Genomic DNA, 19,476 nt, shown 5'->3' on the forward strand with positions numbered 1-19,476 from the left:
CGTCCCTGTTTACGGCTGCGACTGCGGCTGGACCGCCGCCGGATCAAACGGCTGATATGGTTGTAAGATGGTTTCGCGTTGATCGCCCAGTACCCAGGCGAAGCCGAAATACATCACTGCCAGACAAACCAGGGTAAACAACACCACCATCCAGGCAGGCACGATGCGCACCAAGCTGCGACGTCGATTGTTCAAGCCTTCCCAATGGGGTGACAGTTCACGTGGCACATCACCGCGCAATTGACGAATCTGGCGATACAGCGCATCACGGATACCTTCAAGCTCGAGCATGCCGCGCGCCTGCACCCGGTACTTTCCCTCGAAGCCGAGCGACAGACACAGGTACATCAATTCCAGCATCGGCAGGTGCTTGACCGGGTTCTTCGACAGTCGATCAAGCAACTGAAAAAACTTCTCACCACCGAAGGTTTCATTGTGGAAGCTGCTGAGCAGGCTCATCTGCGACCACTCGCTTTCGTTACCCCACGGGGTGGTCACCACTGCCTCGTCCACCACCGTGCACAACACGTAACGGGCGGCCATCACCTGGCTGCTTTCAGCACCGTTATGCAACGCGCGGACTTCAAACAGCTTCAGACCCGCAGTCAGACGCTCGTTGAGCGCATACAGGTCTTCACGCGTGTCGCTGTGCTTGAGGCGTACCACTTCCGACAGCAGGTCGGAGCCAGCCGCGACCAGCGAATTGAGGCTGATGTTGAATGCCTCGGCCGGGCGCAGGCGGGCCGCGTAAATCATGCGCTCTTCCAGTTGCTCAAACCGTGGCGGAGCAGCAAAGTCCGTCAGCGGGCTCGCCGCCGGGCCGTGGCCTTGGCGATCGAGCAGGACGGTTTTATCGTCCTGGTTGTAATTCGTATCCTTACTCATGTCGGTCAGTTCCTGATAGCCCAGAATTTCAGTTCAAGCTCGGCGAATTCGCCGGACACATGGAACGCGAAGCCGCCGGAGCGCTCGAGTTGCGCCAGATCTTCGGAACTGAGTTCGAGGATGAAATAGGTTTTGTTCGAATGGAACGCGATCTGCCGCGGGGCCACTGGTAATGGCTTGACCTTGATACCAGGCAGATGAAGGTTGACCAGTTGGCGAATACGCTCCACAGGACCGACCTTAAGGTGCGCTGGCAAACGGTGACGCAGCTCCTCGGAGTCGCAATTTGCGCTGGCTGCCAGAACGAACGACGCCGATCCCAACAGCTTGTGATCATGCAGCGGCGATACGATGATGCCGTACTGACGCGCCTGCAGAACCAGTTCGATAGCGTGCTGTTCCAGCACCATCGACAGCACCTGACGGATCGCCTCCATCAGCTTGCGGAAGCTGGCTCCCTGATCGCTGTGCTGGTAACGGCTGTCCAGACGCGGTCTCTTGCTATCGCTCGAAAACGTCGCCAGATCGCCAAGCATGGTCAGCAGCGTGCGATACAACTCTTCAGGGTGCACCTGCTCGAGGTCCAGATAGTGACGCAACAGCAACTCGGTACGGTTGATCAGTTGCAGCATCATGAAGTCGCCGACTTCGGCACCACCTACTTTACCGTTGGAGCGGATCCGGTCAGCGATGGTGTCGCCCCGGTGGCTGAGCATGCTGATGACTTCCTTGAGGCAAGACAGCAGGTAGCTGGAAGCGTGAGCCTGGAGGTAAGTCGGTACAAAATCGGGATCAAGGCTGATCACGCCATCCGGCGTCGTGTCGAGCACTTCACAGACCTTCAGCTTCACGTAAGCCTGATCGCTTTGCTGCTGGCCAAGCAACAGTTTGAAGTCGGGACGACCACAGCTGACCTGACTCGAGGAGTCATCGCCAGCGTTGGAGTCGGACACCTCAGCCTCGTAGGCGGTATAGCGCGCCAGCACATCGGATTGCTCGGGACGACGCGACTCAATGTGGTTACCCGTGACCAGCGGCAGCGCGAGATAGATCGGCGTATTACCGGTATTGGGCGGCACATCGAGCGCCAGCGGCTCAGTGTTGCCCCCCAACTCGAACAAGCTGCCGTCCGGCAGGATTCCCGAAGCATGGCTGATCACCAGTTTGCCCATATTGAGAAACTGCAGGTCGATGTCCAGACTCAGAAAACCCCACGTGTAGCTTCCCAATAGCTGGGTACGGGTTTTCATCTGGTGATCGTAGTAGCGATCGTTGTGCTGGAAGTGCTGCGGACGCAGCAACATGCCTTCCTGCCAAATGACTTTATGGGATTTCATGGTCAGTCATCTGCCTTGGCGAGCGGTTCATGGGTGTTACGAATGCCGTTCTGATCGAGAGTCAGGTCAGCGTCAGTGATACCTACCGGTGTTACCTGCAGCGTGTAGCGCCATCTGCTGTCCGGCAGGTCCCGATAGGCTGCAAGAACGCCGACGTAACGGCTGCCTTCCTGAAGGCTGAGCTTGAGCTCGACGGTTTCACCCGGCCGCAGTTCCAGCTCTTCAGACGCAACCATGTCCGGAGCCAGAGATTCTTTTGCGCGCTCATACAAGCTGAAGAAATCTGCATTTTCAAACGCTACCGGGTGCTTGAGCTCGAACAGGCGCACAACAACGGGTGACGGGCGACCGTTAAGGTCCGGGTTTACCTGGTCGCTGGCGGTCAGCTTCAGGTTGAGCTTGGTGACGTTTGAGTACGGCGACAACGCAGAGCAGCCGGCCAGCACCAACACGGCGGTGAGCGCAGCCAGCATGTTAAAGAAAGCAGTCGAGCGGCGAGACATGCGCATCATCCTTGGTGGTCAGTGTGGAGTGTGGAAATCAAACGAATCTGCTCTTCGTAGGCCTGAGCGAAATCCCGGGTCAGAAGGCGCTCGCTCCAATCGGTATCCTGGCTCAGCGCTTGGTGATAACGCCCGTAAGCTCTCCAGCGGCTGCCGGAGGTGGCGATTAACGGCTTGTTATCGCGCTCGAAACGCAACATGAGCTGTTGCGGCGAGAAGTGCTCGAGGGTGACTCGAACCGCTGCACGGCTGGCGGTCAGCAAGGCGACCTGGTGAGCCTGCAAATCACGGAATGCACGGGAGATCGCCTGCTCGGCCGGCAACTGCCCTGGCTTGTTGGCGTGCAACAGAATGTCCAGCGCCTCACCGGCATCGACGGCAAACTTCAGCGGGTTTTTCTGCGTGCCTTGCACGATGGTCTGCGCAAGACGCAGCTCGTTTTTGAGCTCGCTGCGAGTGCGCAGGCTCTGCTGCAAACCGCCGACGCTTTGCTTGAGCAAGCGAGCTGCGTTCAAGGCCAACGCTTCTTTAGCATCGTGATCGAGCCCTTTGAGATCAACGCCCAGCGCTGCACCGAACTTTTCCCAGAAGCCGTCGGCCTGGCGCTCAACCGGCGGTGGCGCAGGCGCAGGTGCAGGTTCTTTTGGAACCTCGACCAGTTCCGGCACCAGCAGGCTTTCCATATCGATACGTGCATAGTCAGCACGCTGTTTGCCATCATCAACGGCGATACTCGGTGAGATCAGTTCTTCGATTTCCGAGTAAACGCGCTCTTGCTGATCAAGAGCATTCAGCGGATCGAGATCCAGAAACGCGTCGTCCGGAATGATGCTGCCTGCAGCCTGCGGGCGACCGACTTCTACGTCAAAAGCCGCCGGGTCGCGTACCAGTCGGGCACGAATCTCAAAATCGCCCAGAGTGTATTCACTGCCATGTTCGATGCGTGTCGCTTCACCCTTGCGCAGGCGCGTGCCGTTCGTGCTGTCCTGAATACCATTGCTGCTGGTATCGGTCAGGAAAAACGAGCCGTCGCGATAGCTGATCAGCGCGTGATGATTGGACAGGTGCCGCTTGCGGTCCGGGATTATCCAGTCGCAATCGTCTCCCCTGCCGATCACGCCGCCAGCCTGCTTGAAGGTCTTTTGGCACAAGTCAGTGGGTACGAATTGCTTGGTGTTCAGCATTTCGAAAACCAGTTCCATGATGATGCTCCTTGCGGTCACTTGCCGCGGTTGACCGCCTGCGGATCACCCAATGGGCGATAGGTGTTGTCGTTGAATTTGTAGTTGCCGCTGCAGCCCCCGACGCCGCATAAAACGACAACAGTGAGCAGGACGGCTTGCCAGTGACGAACAGACATCAGAGGGTCTCCAGAAGTGAGTAAAAAGCGCCGCCCCTTTCGGGGAACGCTGTCAGAAGCGAATAAGGTGAAAAGAAGTGCTTTTGCCTAGCCATTGAAGTCACCCAGGTTGATATTCAGGCGCCCCAAACGGTAAAGCAGCGTGCGTCTCGGCAGGCCGAGTTCACGCGCGGAAAGAGTCTGGTTGCCGTCGTTCTTGCGCAGGCAATCGAGCAACAGGCTGCGCTCTACCTGCTCCAGCCGCTCGCGCAGATTGGGGCTGCTGCCTTCAGCCATGACTGCCGGGCGCAGTGAGAAATGCTCCGCCAGCAACTCGCTGCCCTCGCACAGCAGAACAGCACGCTCGACCAGGCCTTTGAGTTCGCGCACATTGCCGGGAAACGTATAACCGGACAGGAGATCAAGAGCTGCGTCCGACCAGCGCAACGGGCTCCGTTGCAAGAACGCACACGTCTTGTCGACGAAGTGCCGCGCCAGGTCGAGAATGTCACCCTCTCGATTGCGCAGGGCAGGCAGCTCAATAGGAAATTGCGCAAGACGGTAATACAAGTCCTCGCGGAATTTGCCTTCGCTGACCATCGCCGACAGGTCACGATGCGTTGCTGCAAGAATGCGCACGTCGATCTTGCGCGTATCGTTGCAACCCAATGGGCGAATCTCGCCCTCTTGCAGCACGCGCAGCAGCTTGGCTTGCAGCGGCATGGGAATGTCGCCGATTTCGTCAAGCAACAGCGTGCCGCCATTGGCAGCCTCGAACAGCCCGGTACGATCACTGTCAGCACCTGTAAAGGCCCCTTTGCGATAGCCGAAAAGCTCGCTTTCAAGTAAGTGCTCTGGAAATGCCGCACAGTTCTGAACAATGAAAGGCTGAGAGCGACGCGGCCCGAAGTCGTGAATAGCCCTGGCAACCACTTCCTTGCCGGTGCCGGTCTCTCCCCGCAGCAATACCGTGTACGGGCTGTGCAGCACCTTGCTGATCATCGTGTAGGTCTGACGCATGCTTGCGCTTTTTCCGATCAAACCGTATCCGCTGACGCTTGGCGTACTGATCACTGCCGGTCTTACCTCATCCACAGGCTTATGCAAGCGTTGCAGCAGGTTGAGTTGACCCAGTACGAACGAGCCGAACTGACCAAGGGAATCAGCAAAACCCTGCAGATCGACATGTCGGCGACTTGCGCATAACAACAGGCCTTCGACAGCTTGCTGATGGTTGACGACCGGGACACACAGCAGCGACTGCCACGGCGTACTTTGCGTCGGCAGAAAACTGGTTTCGTGCAGGCTGCTGCCCAGTTCGCCAAGGCAAACCACACGATTCTGACAAAGGGCAAATTGCAACAACTGTTCGCCGTTGTAATCCACCGGCAGGCTTGCCGCTTCCCTTGGTTGCAGCATCCCGTCCAGACACTCGGCTCTCATCTTCAAACACTTATGAGTGGCGTCCAGCAGATAAAGCTGGGATAGCTCGCAGCCGCTGAGCTCAGCAAGGCCACGTACAAAATCCCCCAGCAATTCGGCGCCATTCACCGCCCGCGCCAAGCTGGCGAATTGCGCCAACAAGGCTTCGGCATACGCCAGCGGCTGCGGCATTTGAGTGAACATCACACCCACCTCAGGCAAACTCACATGTCACGCTGCCGGAACTGTCCAGCGTGGCATGAACACGCTTCAGACTTTCTCCGCTAGCCATGGCATCAAGCAGGCGGTCAGCTACCAGCGGCAGGACATGAAGATCCAGCAGATGGTCGATCAGACGCGCACCGCTGTCGCTTTGAGTGCAACGCTGCGCCAAGTGATCAACGAGGTCCTGGCAGTAAGTGAACTCCAGTTGACGACGGTTAAGGCGCTCGCCCAGGCGACCGAGTTTGATTTCGATCAGCTCGCGTAACACCGGCCCGCTGACCGGGTAGTAAGGCACTACGCGCATACGTGCCAGTAACGCTGGTTTGAAGTGTTTGCTGAGGACCGGGCGAATGGTCTCCTCAAGCACTTCGGCGGTTGGCCGCGCGCCGTCTTCGCACAGTGCGCTGATCTGGTCGCTGCCGAGGTTAGATGTCATCAGAATCAGCGTATTGCGGAAGTCGATCTCGCGTCCCTCGCCGTCGTTGGCCACCCCCTTGTCGAAGATCTGATAGAACAGGTTGAGCACATCCGGGTCGGCTTTCTCGACTTCATCAAGCAGCACGACCGAGTACGGCTTCTGACGCACGGCTTCGGTGAGCATGCCGCCTTCGCCATAACCGACGTAACCTGGCGGCGCACCGATCAGGCGCGAAACGGTATGCTTCTCCTGAAACTCGGACATATTGATGGTGGTGATAAAACGATCACCGCCGTACAACAGATCGGCGAGCGCAAGTGCCGTTTCAGTCTTGCCAACGCCGCTCGGCCCCACCAGCAGAAACACGCCCACCGGCGCATCGGGTTTGTTCAAACCAGCGGCAGTGGCGCGCATGGAGCGATCAAGGGCGTGAACGGCCTGCTCTTGACCACGGATACGAATACGAAGGTCCTTGGCAAAACTGGCAACCTTGGCGTTGTGCTCACGAGCCAGTTGGGCCAGCGGGACACCGGTCCAGGCGCTGATCACCTCAGCCACAAGACGCGGGCAGACCTCGAAGCTCACAAGTCGCTCCTTGACCTGTAGTGCGACCAGGGAGACATGTGCCTCGTTCAGGGCTGCGGTCAGCGCCTCTACGCTTTGCGTCTCATCGAGCGCAACGGATTCGATGACCGTGCCCTCGTCGTCCTCTGCGATTTCGATGGCTGGCTCGACAGCTTCTGCTTCACGCGCCTTGGCCAGTTGCTGACGCAGTTCCAGCAAGCGTTCGGCCAGTGTTTTCTGTTCGAGCCACAACGCTTCCAGCACAGCCCTTTCTTCTTCGGCAGCTTTCAGGCGCGCTTCCAGCGCTTCCAACGCCTCGTGATCAATCAGCAGACCGGCTTCGGCGTCGCGACGCAGTGCCTGACGCTGGCGACCACCTTCAGCCAGCTCGCCACGCAGACGCTCGAGGCTCTCCGGCGCGGCAGCCAGGCTGATACGCACTCGCGCACACGCCGTATCGAGGACATCGACGGCTTTGTCAGGTAGCTGGCGGCCAGCGAGATAACGGGCAGACAACTCGGCAGCGGCAACCACAGCGTCGTCGCGCAAGTAAATGCCGTGGCTCTTCTCATAGACTTGTGCCAGACCACGCAGAATGGTCACGGCTTCGCTGACGGTCGGTTCATGCAATTGAACAGGCTGGAAACGACGGGCCAATGCCGGGTCTTTCTCGAAATACTTTTTGTACTCCGCCCAGGTCGTGGCCGCGATGGTGCGCAGCTCGCCACGCGCCAGCGCCGGCTTGAGCAGGTTGGCTGCATCGGAGCCACCGGCGTTGCCGCCAGCACCGATCAGCGTATGGGCTTCGTCGATGAACAGAATGATCGGCTTCGGCGACGCTTTGACCTCGTCGATCACACCTTTGAGACGACGCTCGAACTCACCCTTGACGCTGGCACCGGCCTGCAGAAGGCCCATGTCCAGCGACAGCAGCTCAACGCCCTTGAGCGCCTGCGGCACTTCACCTGCAGCAATGCGGGATGCGAGACCTTCAACGATGGCAGTTTTACCGACACCCGCTTCACCGACCACAATCGGATTGTTCTTGCGGCGCCGAGCCAGGATGTCGACCATCTGCCGAATCGCGCCATCGCGACACAGCACCGGATCAAGCTTGCCGTCGCGGGCCTGCTGGGTCAGGTTGTGAGTGAAGCGCTCCAACAGCGATTCACCCTGGGCGGCCGATTTGCCGTTGGCAGGCTGCTCCTGTTGGGACAGAGCAAACTCTTTCAGCCGATCAATATTCAGTTTGGCCAGCAAAGGCTGATAGCGGCTACCGGCGTAGCGCATCGGGTTGCGCAGCAATGCAAGGATCAGCGCAGCCTGTTCGACCTGGGTCTGACCCAATTCAAGGTTGGCCACCAGCAGGGCATCCTGCAGCCACTGCACCAGCTCCGGAGCAAACACCGGGTTGCGTGAAGCACTGTGTTCGACCCGCGATTGCAGGGAGGCACTCAATTCACCCGCATCCACTTCAGCATCCTGCAGGGCACGCGAGAGCAGACCTTGCGGACGCTCAAGCAGCTCCAGCAACAGATCTTCAACCAGTATCTTGCTGCCGCCACGGGCGACACAGCGCTCCGCAGAACTTTCCAGATCACGGCGGGTTTCGGCGTCCAGCGCTTGAATAAGTTGTTGCAGGTCTACGTTGCTCATCAGTCATTGATCCTTAATGAATTTTGCTGCCCAAGGTCACCACACCGTCCGCGTTTTCGCGACCGAGCCAACTGGTCCATCCCAGGCGACAGGCGTTCTGTTCACCTATACGCAGCTCGCGGATTTCTTCCTGGCGCAGAACCAGTCGAATGTCGTAGTCGAGTGGATCACGCAGCGTGAAACGCACCAGCGCGCACAGCGGTTGATAGCCGAAACCGATCGGCAGAAATTCGTGAAAGCGTTGCCAGTCGAGTTCGCGGATGTGAATGCGGAACTTGCCGCTGCGGTCACGCACGTGATCGCCCAACACAAGGTCCTCACCGAGCATGCTGTTGGCATGCCCCAGGCGATTGCGCTGTTCGTCGAGAATCTCCACGCGGCGCTCGATGCACTGCTCAATGGTCAGTTCGGCGTGCTTGAAGTAATAACGCAGCACTGCCTCGATCAGCGCAGCCGAGTGCGCACGCAGGCTGAGCAAGCCCAGGTAGGGCAGCAGACGCTTCCAGTTCAGTTCCTGAGCACGTCGAATCTCTTCGCCGCCCAGGCCGATCAAGGCAAACAGCTGTGCGGAAAACGGATCGAGCGCGCCGCTTTCAAAACTGGCCCGGTAGCGATACTTCTTCCAGATCGGCAACATCAGCCGTTGCAAACGGTGATGGAACAGGTCGAGGAAGTTGCGCGTCGGGTTGCCGTCTTCGCTGTCGCCCAGCGCCTGCTCACCGTAGAACGCCGGCAGTGGCGAACCCGAACCGACCAGACCGATCAGGTTGAACTGCATGCGCGCGCGCATCTGCCCATGCTCGTGGAAAAACTCCACGCGATTGACGTCACTCGACGGAAAGCCAAGGCTGGGGTTGGCCTGAAATTCAAGCTGGTCGTACAGGTCGTCTTCGCTCAGGTGCGGGTGCACATCGCGCAGCCGGTCAACGACCAGCAGCACGGCCTGAAACAGCGAGTACTCGCGTATACCCAGGGTCAGCCCGCTTAAAGCAGGGGCTGGAGGCCCATACGTGGTGTCCATTGGTACACCTCTCCCTGTGTGCTTTTTACCCGCAGCTCGTGGTACGAATTGAGACTGGCGTAAAGCGCGAAAAACTCGTTGAGAACCGAAGCGAATACGAACATATCGCCTTCACCGATATAGCCTTCCGGGTCGATGGTCAGCTCAGTGCGCAACCCGCGTACCGGCAACCCTCGGTGCAGTCTGTCTACGTGTCGATGCTTGATTGATTTCAAACCGCCCAGCAGGCGCTTGCTGACTTTTTCCGCGTGCTGGTCGTAGTACCGGGGCAAATCGTACGTTTCCAGAATCACTTTCAGCGCATTGACGTCAGCCAGAGACAAGTAGTTGAGCGACATATTGCTGATCAACTTCCACAGGAAGTCACGGTTCAGCGGGGGCGCGAAACTGGAAGTGGCAGGTGTGATATTGCGAAAACTCAAAAACTCCGGCGTGTCTTCGCAGGCCACGTTGATGTCGCCCAGTTTGAGTTTGCGTGGCAGGTTCTGGTTGGTGCACATCAACTCGATCGACAAGGTTTCGTGCGCTTCTGTGTGGCGAATGCCGAAGCTCAGGTAAGTGTCGAGGCCTTCATGCAGCAAAGAAGAACGCTGGCGAATGCTGTAATGCGGACGGCTGTTGGGCACGTCGAAACTGGGGTCGTGCTCGAAGGATTCGAACGGCACATAATCCTGATAGCCAAGACCGCCCGGCTTCCAACCGGTCACGGTCTCAACCGAAAAGACGCCACAGGTTTCCAGGTTATATTCGGCTGGCAGCAGCAGGTACTCGTCCTGCTTGCCATCAAGGCGAATCGGCAAGGCGTCGTGCTTGAACAAGTTGACGATCGGCGTGCAATGCAGCTTTACGTTATCCAGGGTGGGACGAAGACGCTGAATACCGCTCTTGCGAATATCGAAGCGCAACTCAAGACCGCGCACTTGTTTGAGTGTCTCTTCTGGCAGCGCGTTGAGCAGATCCAGACCGTTGATGTCGACGAACAGGAACTTGTCCTGAAACGCGAAGTACTCCTGCAGGTAACGATAGCCCCGAAACGTGTTCAGCGGATACGGGATCAGCGCTTCTTCTTCGGCAAACCCTACCGGCTGCACGCGATCGCCCGGCATCGTGAACGCCATCGGCATCCCATTGACACCGTTGATGGGCTTGCCGGTACCGTCCAGCGGGATCAGCTCGATACCCTCAAGATTGCGTAGCAGGCAGAGGTACAGCATCTGGCTGATGTAACGCTCGCCTGCAAAATGCAAACGCAGGCGGCTCAGTTCAAGCTCACCCAGGTGACCTTCAGCGCTCATCTCCAGGCGCAGGCTGAGCAACGAACCACCGCCTTTCACCGAGTAATTCAGCGCGGTCAGATCCAGCGCCTGAACTTCGGTCGGGTAGCACGTACGGAAGCGACAACGCACGTCATTAATCGGCTTGCTATCGACCGGTGTATCACGTTCGACCGTCAGCGCAGGACCCGAACGTTTCAACGGATCAAACTGCAAAATACTGAACGCCGGCAACGGCCGCATGTAATTGGGCCACAGCAGGTGCATCAGCGAATGGCTGAGTTCCGGCAGCTCGTCGTCCAGCTTCTGACGCAACCGCCCGGTCAGAAACGCAAAGCCCTCGAGCAACCGTTCCACATCCGGATCCCGCCCGGCCTGCCCGAGAAACGGCGCCAACGCCGGACTACGCTCGGCGAAGCGACGACCAAGCTGGCGCAGTGCAGTGAGTTCGCTTTGGTAGTAGTGGTTAAAGGACACGGGTTACCTGCCTGGTAGTGGAACTCATTGAAAAATTGTCTTGTAGAACGCGAGCGTCAGACCTGGCACTACCTGGCCCACGACGAGCAGAGTCGGACCATGCGACACGGGCGGTGAAACCGCCGTTTAACGCGTTCTCTTTACTGTCGTTTAAAGACGCGCACTCTGAAATATTCCAACCTTCATACCCGGTTGAAGTTGGATAAATCGCATGACCATGAACCCACTGCGAACGCTCATCCGTCGTGAACTCACTCTGCCAAAGCAGCCACTCAGACGACTTCAGCAGCTCTCCTTTATCGGTATACACTCGAAAAAAAGCTTCGCTGGTGAACAGCTTTACAAACCTCCCAACAACACCAAACCTCGAATACTGGGGAATATATGAGTTGATATAACACTTTTTCGAGTCATTCCAGGTTGTTGAATACATTACGGCCGCCGAAGCAGCTCCTTGTTTAACATACAACCAAGTAGCGCCTAAGGCGCAGAGCAAAACACTAATAAAGGCCAAAGTTAACGATTTTTTTCTCATGATCACTTTAGATCCAGAGCGCGAAAAATACTCATCAAAATCGATGGGACCAAAGTTATGTGGCCCACCGAAATAAGTCGTTTAGCCATTAGACGAGCGACTGTGGCAACTTCTACCCTCTCCGTAAGCCCCGCCATCAGTTTTCTAAAACCTTATAAGGCGTATTACTGACAAAAAAATCCAGCCAGTGCTCTCTAGGGTTGGGCAGTGCCAAAGTGAATTTTTTACTTTTCTTGTTAAACTCTATAAAAATAACACCCACCGTATTTTGATCTTCATCCGCTTGCATATCCAAAGAAATATCAGAGAAAAGCGGTGTTCTATAAATCTTATCGGGATTCCTTAAGTCAGTGAATCGCAAGTAGACAGCATCCCTCGGTGTCAAGAGAGAGCTTGCAGGAACCGACTCAATAAGATAATCCCCTGACGGACTTTTTTTTGAAACATCAGGCACGCGACCTAAAATACTGCTAACTAGAAAAGCAATGGCAATAGCCAAGCCAGTTATTAATACCAAAAAAACTACTAAAATTTTATTGAGAACTTTCATTTAGCAAGCCTCTCAATGGGCGTCGTGGACACGCCTTGATATTTTGAATCAACTACCGTAAAAGCCATTTCTGCAGCCGTTTCCATTCCGCCACTAATATTCTTCGGTGCTGCAATCGTGTGGCTCATTTCGCTGACCTTGAAATGAGTCGCTCTGCCATTAGACGAGCGACTATCGCAACAATACTCATGCTCCCTGTAAGTGCGCCATAAGCCATTGCGCGCACAGGATTCTCAGGAAGAAAGTATAGTAGAACGACACCCACCATAAGCCCTATCACAAAAAGCTTAAATAAAATCCTCGGAATCCAAAAAACAATAAAATTAACAAAAATGAAAAAACAAAATGTCAACTCCGCAGTTATACCTACCCCTACACCTCGAGCAGTAAATCCCCCCATATGCGTCTTATAAAAGTCAACGCCATAGTCATGAACAAAGAAATACAGCACCACCACCAAGAGGTAAGCTATCAACCCAGCAATAATCTTAAAAATCATGGCTTCCACGTTTTATATTTGGCAAGAGCATCAGCTGTTACAGCCATTTTCAGCCGTTCGTTTGAAGATGCAGCAAAGACAGTTTTCATAGGCGGGGCGGCGTCGGGAACACTTTTTTCGCCCACGGAATTTACGCCCTTTGGTACTAGAACGAAATTCTCAGACGCCCATAGGCACGCTCGGATAATCATGAAATTGTCATAGACATTTTCGCTACCTTTGTCGCTCCCACCGAGTGAGCCATCAGCCCAATTAAGCCCAGTGACACCAGTCTTCCTAACGGCAGTATCTATTTCGAGTGCTTCTTGCCAATACATCCGAAACGTATCAACGGCAAACGGTATTTGGCCGATCCCGTCGGTCCAATAGGGGCTCCCCTCGACAAGGGTAAGTAAATAACCATCCCCACCGTCCGACTGCCGTTTCCAGTCTCCGGGTAGATGGTTGTAAAACATAACGGAGCTGCGATCAACAATAGCGAAATCTATAATCGACTGCCAAGTGTGATGCTTGTAAGCGCTATAAACTTCAGAGCCTTCAAAACGACTTTTCGCATTAATCCATATCAGCTCCTTGTATTTATCTGCTAATGGCTCAAACCATTGGATTGCTTCAGCATATAGCTTTTCAGCAGTTAAAATACGAAATGGTTTATCACAAGAGCTTGGTCTCAGCGCAAATAGAGGAACACCGTTAGATCGCGTCACCACCCAAGCTTCTGGAAGTCCCAATTCATGAGGGACGATGTCATCACTTGCGGTAGTCACACTTTCAAGCTTTAATACCGTTGCGCCATCAATGGTCACAAATGTATAAGACACTTCGTCAACTTTAATAACCGTTTCCAAAATGCTTACTCCGCCGATACGTAAATCATGACGGGCTCGGCTTTTTGGCCGGTCGAAAAGATCCCAGATATACCGGCGCGTGCCGTACCTACCTTTTCAATACCGCTTCCAGAACGAACGCTATAGTTCAGTCCTTCCACGACTTTTCCACTAGTCGTTTTAAAAGCAAATGAGCGATTGAATATCCCAGGAATAATGACCGGCAACGGCGCCACAAACGGCGCAGGCGTATGGGAATTCCCGATAATCACTGTCCCGGAACCGGCGATCACTTTGTTGCCGTGAGTCCCGACGGAATCCACGGTGGCGGCTGGTTTTCCGTTGATCAGCACGGTGGTCGCCAAACCACCCGACATCGCACCCCCACACGCCGAGGCATCGCCTTGGCGGGCGGCCGGGAGGCCGTCGAAAAACACGTTGCTGGAGCCAGCAACGATAGGATTGGTGCCGTGGCCGGGGAGCGGGCAAGCCGTTGGGTCGGTGACGCGTGCTGCTGGTTTTCCGGACATACGAATCTCCTTAGTTGACCTTTACTTGACCGCTACCATCCAGGCGAGCGGCGAAACTGACCTGACGCTTGAAACCCTCGACTTCCAGCAGGCCTTCAATACTGAAGGACAAGCGAAGCTGATCGTGATCACGCGGCAGGGAAATGACACGCACATTGCTCAAGCGCGGCTCGTAGGCTTCGATGAAGCTTTCGATGGCCAGGCGGGCTTGACTCAGAGAGTCGTGCAGGCTCAGACGCATGTCATTGAGATCGGGTAGCCCGTAGTCGGACAGCGTTTGCACGCTGCCCGCACGGGTGCTGAGCATCTTGGCCAGATGGGCAGCCACGGACGCCGTGGCTGAAACCTCGCGGCTCCAACTGACGCGTTTTTCCGCATCGCCATTGAGGCGTTCGAAAAGGCTGCCGTATCCGGTCATGAGTGAACTCCGTTTACTCTTTGTCCAGCTTGCCAACCAGCGACAGGGTGAAATCAGCACCCATGTATTTGAAGTGCGGGCGCACGTTCAGGCTGACGCGGTACCAGCCGGGCTCGCCTTCGACGTCGCTGACGGTGATCTGGGCGGCGCGCAACGGGCGACGACCACGCACTTCGGCGCTCGGGTTTTCCTGGTCGGCGACGTACTGACGGATCCACTTGTTCAGTTCCAGCTCGAGATCGGTACGCTCTTTCCACGAACCGAGTTGCTCGCGCTGCAGCACTTTCAAGTAGTGAGCCAGGCGGTTGACGATCATCATGTACGGCAGCTGGGTGCCCAGCTTGTAGTTCAGCTCTGCAGCCTTGCCTTCTGCGCTGTTACCGAAGAACTTCGGCTTCTGCACGGAACTGGCGGAGAAGAACGCCGCGTTGTCGCTGCCCTTACGCATGGTCAGGGAGATGAAGCCTTCCTCAGCCAGTTCGTATTCACGACGGTCGCTGACCAGAACCTCGGTAGGGATCTTGGTCTCGATTTCGCCCATGCTTTCGAAATGGTGCAACGGCAGGTCTTCAACTGCACCGCCGCTCTGCGGGCCGATGATGTTCGGGCACCAGCGGAACTTGGCGAAACTGTCGGTCAGCTTGGTGCCGAACGCGTAAGCCGTGTTGCCCCACAGATAATGCTCGTGGCTGTTGGCGACGGTTTCCTTGTACACGAACGACTTGACGGGGTTTTCTTGCGGGTCGTACGGGTTGCGCAGCAAGAAGCGCGGAACGGTCAGGCCGACATAACGGGAATCTTCCGACTGGCGGAAGCTCTGCCATTTTGCGAACTGCGGACCTTCGAAGTGATCTTTCAGATCCTTCAGGTCAGGCAAGCCGGAGAAGCTCTCCAGACCGAAGAATTTCGGGCCGGCAGCAGCAATGAACGGTGCATGAGACATGCAGGCTACGCTGGATACGTACTGCATGAGTTTCACGTCCGGCGAGCTTGGCGACATGAAATAGTTGGCGATGATCGCGCCCACTGGCTGGCCACCGAACTGGCCGTATTCTGCGGTGTAGATGTGCTTGTACAGGCCCGACTGCATCACTTCCGGCGAGTCTTCGAAGTCTTCCAGCAAATCATCTTTGGAGACGTTGAGGATTTCGATCTTGATGTTTTCACGGAAGTTGGTGCGATCGACCAACAACTGCAGGCCACGCCACGACGATTCCAGGGACTGGAAGTCAGGGTGGTGGAGGATTTCGTCCATCTGGCGGCTGAGCTTGGCATCGATCTCGGCGATCATGCGGTCGACCATTGCCTTCTTGACCGGCTCACCGTCGTTCTGCGGCTTTAGCAGCTCTTCAATAAAGGCCGATACGCCACGCTTGGCGATGTCATAGGCTTCGTCGTCACGCGTCAGACTGGTCTGGGCAATGATGCTGTCGAGAATACTGTGTTCGCTTGTCTCAACGCTTTTTTGCTTTGCTGAGCTATTGCTTGGCATGAATTTGACTTCCTTGGCTGATAGGGACTCAGGCGTCCGGGGCTGGGGCTTTCAGGCCCAGTTCACCCAGTACGCGACCGCGGGATTCGTCGTCGGCAAGAACGCCTTCGATAGCTTTGCGGAACGCAGGCGCGTTACCCAGCGGGCCTTTGAGCGCCACCAACGCATCACGCAGTTCCATCAGTTTTTTCAGCTCTGGAACCTGTTCAACCAAGCTGGCCGGGTTGAAGTCTTTCATCGAGTTGACACGCAGTTTCACGGGCAGCTCTTCCGTTACGCCTTCTTCGTCCTGAAGACGATTAGGTACGTTCAGGGTCAGCTCCAACTCCTGCTTGGCCAACACTTCGTCGAAGGTCGTCTTATCGATGCTGATCGGCTTGCGATCTTCAACTTTGCGCTCGTCCCTGCGATGGGTGTAATCACCGATTGCCAACAACTTCAGCGGCAGCTCGATCTCTTCCTGATTACCGCCGGTAGCGGGTTTGAAGGTGACGTTGATGCGTTCCTTGGGGGCTACAGAGCCTTCTTTGGCCATGGCTTTTCTCCTTTCGGTTGTGGCCCTAAGGCCTATTCGAGTACCACTTCGAGATCTAGGTGGCACAGCCTGCGATAAATCTCTTCCTTGCGTTCGCGTACCACTTGGTTCTGCGGTAGCAGCTCACAGCAGCTATGCAGCAGATGCAGCACTTCCAGAGCAAGATCAGGCTCCCATGCATGCAGGCCCGACTCCTGTAATGTCTGATCCAGCGTCTCGAGTTGCGCCTTGGCCAGTTCGTATTTCTTGGCCACGAAGCACAGTCGGGCGAGAGCGAACTGCCAGAAAAATCGAGCGCGTCCGCCCTGCGCTTTTTGCAGCCCTTGCTTGAGGAACTGCACAGCGGGTTTCAGGCCTTCTTTGCGCAGGACGAGCAACGCCGCTTCAAGAGCCACTTCCCAGACTGGCTGGGTATCGGCGACTTCAACCTTGCGCGGTGCGTTGTTGGTTTGCAGATGCGGCAAGACGCTTGCGCTGATCCAGGCGCGCGTCGCCGGGTCGGCGAACGGTGTTCCATCGTGATAGCGCAATTCGACGATGCCGGGCAGACGCTGAATCAAAAGCGCGAAGTGGATTTCCACCTCACGCATAGCCATCTCTGCGTTCAGGCCTTGCAGGCACTCCCATACCATTCGTTGGCCGTCGAACCAGAAAGGCGCCTTCGCCAGACTCGCTTCCAGCTCGACCAGGAGATCGGCATATTGAGCCTGTTCATAGCGATCCCGATAAGCCTTGAGTTTGTCTGCAGGCAGGCCTCGCAGGGCAGTGATTTGCTCCGCGTTACGCTCCGGAACAGCATCGATCGGCAGCCACAGCAGGGTGCGATTAAGCCGCAAGGCTCGCAGATCGCTTGCTTTCTGTTTAAGCCACCAGGCACATAATGGGCGAGCGTTTTCCTGCTGGGCGCGCAAGGCCTTGTGCGCTTCCTTTTCGTTATCGATAGGGGCGCCGGGCGTGAACAGTTGTGCGGCAGCCTGCTTGACCTGGGCAACCGCTGCGCCGACCACACCAGGCTCCGGCTGGTTGTCAGCAGCGCGCTGGACCATGCTTTTCAGACGGCGAGAAATCGGCAACAGCAAGGGTGCGTCGTCGCCCAAATGCTCGGTGCACGCTTTATCGAGGCCTTCAAGGTGCTCGACCAGACGCCGAAACATCGGCAACTGTTCCTTGAGCGCGACGTTTTCGTTTAGCACCTGCTCAAGACGCGGCACCAGCCAGCCAATGGCAGCGGCACGAGTGCGGGCTTTTTTCGGATGAATGTCAGCCCAGTGCTGTTCGCAAAGATGGTGCAAAACACCGAGACCGGCCAACAGGCCCTGGAAGGACTCTCGCTGATACAGCGCCCATGCAAGCCAGGCGCCTACCCGCAAGTCTTTGGATTGGGTACGAAGCAGGCTCTCACTGTTTTCACGGATTTTAAGCCAGTCGATCTGCCCTGCTTCGTGCATGGACTGAGCTTTACCCAGCTCGCTTTCCAGCGACTCGAACTCAACCGAAAAGCGAACGTCATCACCGGCAAAATTCGCAGGCGAAACAGGAACCTTGGCGAGTTCTAAATAGTGGGCAGAAAGCTTACTTGAGTAGGACATCCATGACCTTCAATACGATCATACCTACGGCCATTAGATAAAATGGCACAAGGAAACTGAAAGGGTAGCGACGCGGCCGGGCCGGTCGAGAATTGTGCGCGTCCAAAGAAGTCGCCATGTTACTCACGGTAATGGCCACTAGCAAGCATTCGATTAAACATCAAGGTGAAGACCCTTCTTTTTTTGTAGGAAATTTCTGTACATGGCTACACCTCTGTATGACCTGGCTATATAAGCGAATTAAAAATAAAACGTAAGCCATTGAAAAGTATAGATTTACTCATGAAAACCTCAGCAGGATCCAGACGTCCAAAACCGCTCAAAAAAAGGATCACGTCTAAAAAAGCGATTAAAAATGATACAAATTCAAGCATCCATAATTACAAAATCTCTTTACCGACACATCAAAAACGGTGTACGAAATGTCTGAAATTCATCTTGCTGCGTATTTCGCAGCGACAAAATACGCAGAAGCACAACGCCACCTTGCGCAGAAAGTTGCGCACCAAAACTGTTAGTAACCTGTGGATATATCGCCACAGCACTTAGTTATCAAGGGGCGCAGCCGAGTGCGCAAGAAGTTGCGCAACGGTGCGCAACTTCTTGCGCAAGCCAAAAGCTTTTTTACAACGAAAAGAGGTCAAACGGCCGCAACGGCGAGTGTATTCAGCTGATTTAACTAGTTTTTTGTAACCTGGCATGATGATTGGAAGAGGAGTTAAACCCAATGAGCGATTTCGCCTCCCGGGTTACTACATCTATCCAGCAAGGAGCACCTCCATGGCTACGCCAGCGTACATGTCCATCACCGGCACCAAACAAGGCCTGATCACCGCCGGTGCCTTCACTGCTGACTCGGTCGGCAACACCTTCCAAGAAGGTCACGAAGACCAGGTGATGGTTCAGGGCTTCAGCCACGAAGTCATCATCCCGCGTGACCCACAGTCCGGTCAGCCAACCGGTCAGCGCGTTCACAAGCCAGTCAAGATCACCAAGGTGTTCGACAAGTCCTCGCCACTGCTGCTGGCAGCACTGACGTCGGGCGAGCGTCTGACCGAAATCACCATCCAGTGGTACCGCACCTCGGCTGCCGGCACCCAGGAGCACTACTACACCACCAAGCTTGAAGACGCGATCATCGTCGACATCAAGGACTACATGCACAACTGCCAGGACCCGGCGAACGCGCATTTCACCCACTTGGAAGACGTAGAATTCACCTACCGCAAAATCACCTGGACCCACGAAGTATCCGGTACTTCGGGTTCCGATGACTGGCGTTCCCCGGTCGCCGGCTAAGTCACGCCGACCGCTTCAAGCATCGGCCAGCTCTGCTGGTCGATGTTGTTTACGCAGCTCCAGAATTTCGCGTGTGCCGGG

20 protein-coding genes are annotated in these 19,476 nt (G+C 55.9%); 1 reads left to right on the top strand and 19 read right to left on the bottom strand.

Translation table 11 applies throughout. The features are described from left to right. Positions 1-9: 9 nt before the first annotated feature. From icmH to tssA, 19 genes are all read right to left on the bottom strand, one after another. Positions 10-885 carry a type IVB secretion system protein IcmH/DotU gene (gene icmH, locus KUIN1_RS26415; RefSeq protein ID WP_003413671.1) on the bottom strand — a complete coding sequence of 292 codons (876 nt, stop codon included), beginning with the start codon at positions 883-885 and terminating at the stop codon, positions 10-12. Positions 886-890: 5 nt separating this feature from the next. Beyond that, a complete protein-coding gene (gene tssK / locus KUIN1_RS26420; RefSeq protein ID WP_024652737.1) occupies positions 891-2,222 on the bottom strand; it encodes a type VI secretion system baseplate subunit TssK in 1,332 nt (443 codons plus the stop codon). A 2-nt stretch (positions 2,223-2,224) separates the two neighbouring features. Then, on the bottom strand, positions 2,225-2,725 hold the full coding sequence (tssJ, locus tag KUIN1_RS26425) for a type VI secretion system lipoprotein TssJ (RefSeq protein ID WP_003413673.1): 501 nt from the start codon (positions 2,723-2,725) through the stop codon (positions 2,225-2,227). Positions 2,726-2,730: 5 nt separating this feature from the next. Then, on the bottom strand, positions 2,731-3,927 hold the full coding sequence (gene tagH / locus KUIN1_RS26430) for a type VI secretion system-associated FHA domain protein TagH (RefSeq protein ID WP_024652736.1): 1,197 nt from the start codon (positions 3,925-3,927) through the stop codon (positions 2,731-2,733). Positions 3,928-3,944: 17 nt separating this feature from the next. After that, positions 3,945-4,085, bottom strand: coding sequence for a hypothetical protein (locus KUIN1_RS26435; protein ID WP_017702037.1), 141 nt, complete (start codon positions 4,083-4,085; stop codon positions 3,945-3,947). An 87-nt stretch (positions 4,086-4,172) separates the two neighbouring features. Further along, entirely contained in the window at positions 4,173-5,690 is a 1,518-nt protein-coding gene (locus KUIN1_RS26440; protein WP_057457106.1) for a sigma-54 interaction domain-containing protein, read from the bottom strand. A 10-nt stretch (positions 5,691-5,700) separates the two neighbouring features. Beyond that, positions 5,701-8,349: a type VI secretion system ATPase TssH gene (gene tssH / locus KUIN1_RS26445; protein ID WP_103713663.1), complete on the bottom strand. Its 2,649-nt coding sequence runs from the start codon at positions 8,347-8,349 to the stop codon at positions 5,701-5,703. A gap of 13 nt (positions 8,350-8,362) precedes the next feature. Further along, positions 8,363-9,370, bottom strand: coding sequence for a type VI secretion system baseplate subunit TssG (gene tssG / locus KUIN1_RS26450; protein WP_003413682.1), 1,008 nt, complete (start codon positions 9,368-9,370; stop codon positions 8,363-8,365). Continuing rightward, positions 9,334-11,121 carry a type VI secretion system baseplate subunit TssF gene (gene tssF, locus KUIN1_RS26455; RefSeq protein WP_024652733.1) on the bottom strand — a complete coding sequence of 596 codons (1,788 nt, stop codon included), beginning with the start codon at positions 11,119-11,121 and terminating at the stop codon, positions 9,334-9,336. Before tssF ends, tssG begins: the two co-directional genes overlap by 37 nt. Next, a complete protein-coding gene (locus tag KUIN1_RS26460; protein WP_178112642.1) occupies positions 11,111-11,656 on the bottom strand; it encodes a hypothetical protein in 546 nt (181 codons plus the stop codon). The genes tssF and KUIN1_RS26460 overlap by 11 nt, the downstream gene beginning before the upstream one ends. A gap of 136 nt (positions 11,657-11,792) precedes the next feature. Then, a complete protein-coding gene (locus KUIN1_RS26465) occupies positions 11,793-12,206 on the bottom strand; it encodes a hypothetical protein (RefSeq protein ID WP_050586322.1) in 414 nt (137 codons plus the stop codon). Further along, the gene (locus tag KUIN1_RS28320) at positions 12,203-12,334 is read right to left on the bottom strand and encodes a hypothetical protein (protein ID WP_258041221.1); all 132 of its coding nucleotides are present in this window, start codon (positions 12,332-12,334) and stop codon (positions 12,203-12,205) included. Before KUIN1_RS28320 ends, KUIN1_RS26465 begins: the two co-directional genes overlap by 4 nt. Then, positions 12,331-12,705 (bottom strand): hypothetical protein, encoded by a 375-nt coding sequence (locus KUIN1_RS26470; RefSeq protein ID WP_232059999.1) that lies wholly within the window; start codon positions 12,703-12,705, stop codon positions 12,331-12,333. The genes KUIN1_RS28320 and KUIN1_RS26470 overlap by 4 nt, the downstream gene beginning before the upstream one ends. Next, positions 12,702-13,553: a hypothetical protein gene (locus KUIN1_RS26475; protein WP_024652731.1), complete on the bottom strand. Its 852-nt coding sequence runs from the start codon at positions 13,551-13,553 to the stop codon at positions 12,702-12,704. The genes KUIN1_RS26470 and KUIN1_RS26475 overlap by 4 nt, the downstream gene beginning before the upstream one ends. Positions 13,554-13,558: 5 nt before the next feature. Continuing rightward, positions 13,559-14,062 (bottom strand): PAAR domain-containing protein, encoded by a 504-nt coding sequence (locus tag KUIN1_RS26480; RefSeq protein ID WP_024652730.1) that lies wholly within the window; start codon positions 14,060-14,062, stop codon positions 13,559-13,561. Between the two features lie 10 nt (positions 14,063-14,072). Beyond that, positions 14,073-14,480, bottom strand: a complete 408-nt coding sequence (gene tssE, locus KUIN1_RS26485; RefSeq protein WP_003413694.1) for a type VI secretion system baseplate subunit TssE — start codon at positions 14,478-14,480, stop codon at positions 14,073-14,075. A 13-nt stretch (positions 14,481-14,493) separates the two neighbouring features. Continuing rightward, positions 14,494-15,972: a type VI secretion system contractile sheath large subunit gene (tssC, locus tag KUIN1_RS26490; RefSeq protein ID WP_003413696.1), complete on the bottom strand. Its 1,479-nt coding sequence runs from the start codon at positions 15,970-15,972 to the stop codon at positions 14,494-14,496. Between the two features lie 28 nt (positions 15,973-16,000). Continuing rightward, positions 16,001-16,507 (bottom strand): type VI secretion system contractile sheath small subunit, encoded by a 507-nt coding sequence (gene tssB / locus KUIN1_RS26495; protein ID WP_024652729.1) that lies wholly within the window; start codon positions 16,505-16,507, stop codon positions 16,001-16,003. A gap of 32 nt (positions 16,508-16,539) precedes the next feature. Continuing rightward, on the bottom strand, positions 16,540-18,096 hold the full coding sequence (gene tssA / locus KUIN1_RS26500) for a type VI secretion system protein TssA (protein WP_003413699.1): 1,557 nt from the start codon (positions 18,094-18,096) through the stop codon (positions 16,540-16,542). Between the two features lie 780 nt (positions 18,097-18,876). Between tssA and KUIN1_RS26505 the strand changes: the two genes are divergently transcribed. Continuing rightward, entirely contained in the window at positions 18,877-19,395 is a 519-nt protein-coding gene (locus KUIN1_RS26505) for an Hcp family type VI secretion system effector (RefSeq protein ID WP_003413701.1), read from the top strand. Positions 19,396-19,476 lie beyond the last annotated feature (81 nt).

Source organism: Pseudomonas sp. KUIN-1 (assembly GCF_009176725.1).
Taxonomy (GTDB): Bacteria; Pseudomonadota; Gammaproteobacteria; order Pseudomonadales; family Pseudomonadaceae; genus Aquipseudomonas; species Aquipseudomonas fragariae.

What these genes read in the sequence shown, in the direction of transcription:
- KUIN1_RS26460 (WP_178112642.1), bottom strand. Translation starts at nt 11,656, where the DNA reads ATGAGAAAAAAATCGTTAACTTTGGCCTTTATTAGTGTTTTGCTCTGC.
- tssH (WP_103713663.1), bottom strand. Translation starts at nt 8,349, where the DNA reads ATGAGCAACGTAGACCTGCAACAACTTATTCAAGCGCTGGACGCCGAA.
- KUIN1_RS26505 (WP_003413701.1), top strand. Translation starts at nt 18,877, where the DNA reads ATGGCTACGCCAGCGTACATGTCCATCACCGGCACCAAACAAGGCCTG.
- tssG (WP_003413682.1), bottom strand. Translation starts at nt 9,370, where the DNA reads ATGGACACCACGTATGGGCCTCCAGCCCCTGCTTTAAGCGGGCTGACC.
- tssE (WP_003413694.1), bottom strand. Translation starts at nt 14,480, where the DNA reads ATGACCGGATACGGCAGCCTTTTCGAACGCCTCAATGGCGATGCGGAA.
- tssK (WP_024652737.1), bottom strand. Translation starts at nt 2,222, where the DNA reads ATGAAATCCCATAAAGTCATTTGGCAGGAAGGCATGTTGCTGCGTCCG.
- tagH (WP_024652736.1), bottom strand. Translation starts at nt 3,927, where the DNA reads ATGGAACTGGTTTTCGAAATGCTGAACACCAAGCAATTCGTACCCACT.
- KUIN1_RS26480 (WP_024652730.1), bottom strand. Translation starts at nt 14,062, where the DNA reads ATGTCCGGAAAACCAGCAGCACGCGTCACCGACCCAACGGCTTGCCCG.
- KUIN1_RS26435 (WP_017702037.1), bottom strand. Translation starts at nt 4,085, where the DNA reads ATGTCTGTTCGTCACTGGCAAGCCGTCCTGCTCACTGTTGTCGTTTTA.
- tssC (WP_003413696.1), bottom strand. Translation starts at nt 15,972, where the DNA reads ATGCCAAGCAATAGCTCAGCAAAGCAAAAAAGCGTTGAGACAAGCGAA.
- KUIN1_RS28320 (WP_258041221.1), bottom strand. Translation starts at nt 12,334, where the DNA reads ATGAGCCACACGATTGCAGCACCGAAGAATATTAGTGGCGGAATGGAA.
- KUIN1_RS26465 (WP_050586322.1), bottom strand. Translation starts at nt 12,206, where the DNA reads ATGAAAGTTCTCAATAAAATTTTAGTAGTTTTTTTGGTATTAATAACT.
- KUIN1_RS26470 (WP_232059999.1), bottom strand. Translation starts at nt 12,705, where the DNA reads ATGATTTTTAAGATTATTGCTGGGTTGATAGCTTACCTCTTGGTGGTG.
- KUIN1_RS26440 (WP_057457106.1), bottom strand. Translation starts at nt 5,690, where the DNA reads ATGTTCACTCAAATGCCGCAGCCGCTGGCGTATGCCGAAGCCTTGTTG.
- tssA (WP_003413699.1), bottom strand. Translation starts at nt 18,096, where the DNA reads ATGTCCTACTCAAGTAAGCTTTCTGCCCACTATTTAGAACTCGCCAAG.
- tssB (WP_024652729.1), bottom strand. Translation starts at nt 16,507, where the DNA reads ATGGCCAAAGAAGGCTCTGTAGCCCCCAAGGAACGCATCAACGTCACC.
- tssJ (WP_003413673.1), bottom strand. Translation starts at nt 2,725, where the DNA reads ATGTCTCGCCGCTCGACTGCTTTCTTTAACATGCTGGCTGCGCTCACC.
- icmH (WP_003413671.1), bottom strand. Translation starts at nt 885, where the DNA reads ATGAGTAAGGATACGAATTACAACCAGGACGATAAAACCGTCCTGCTC.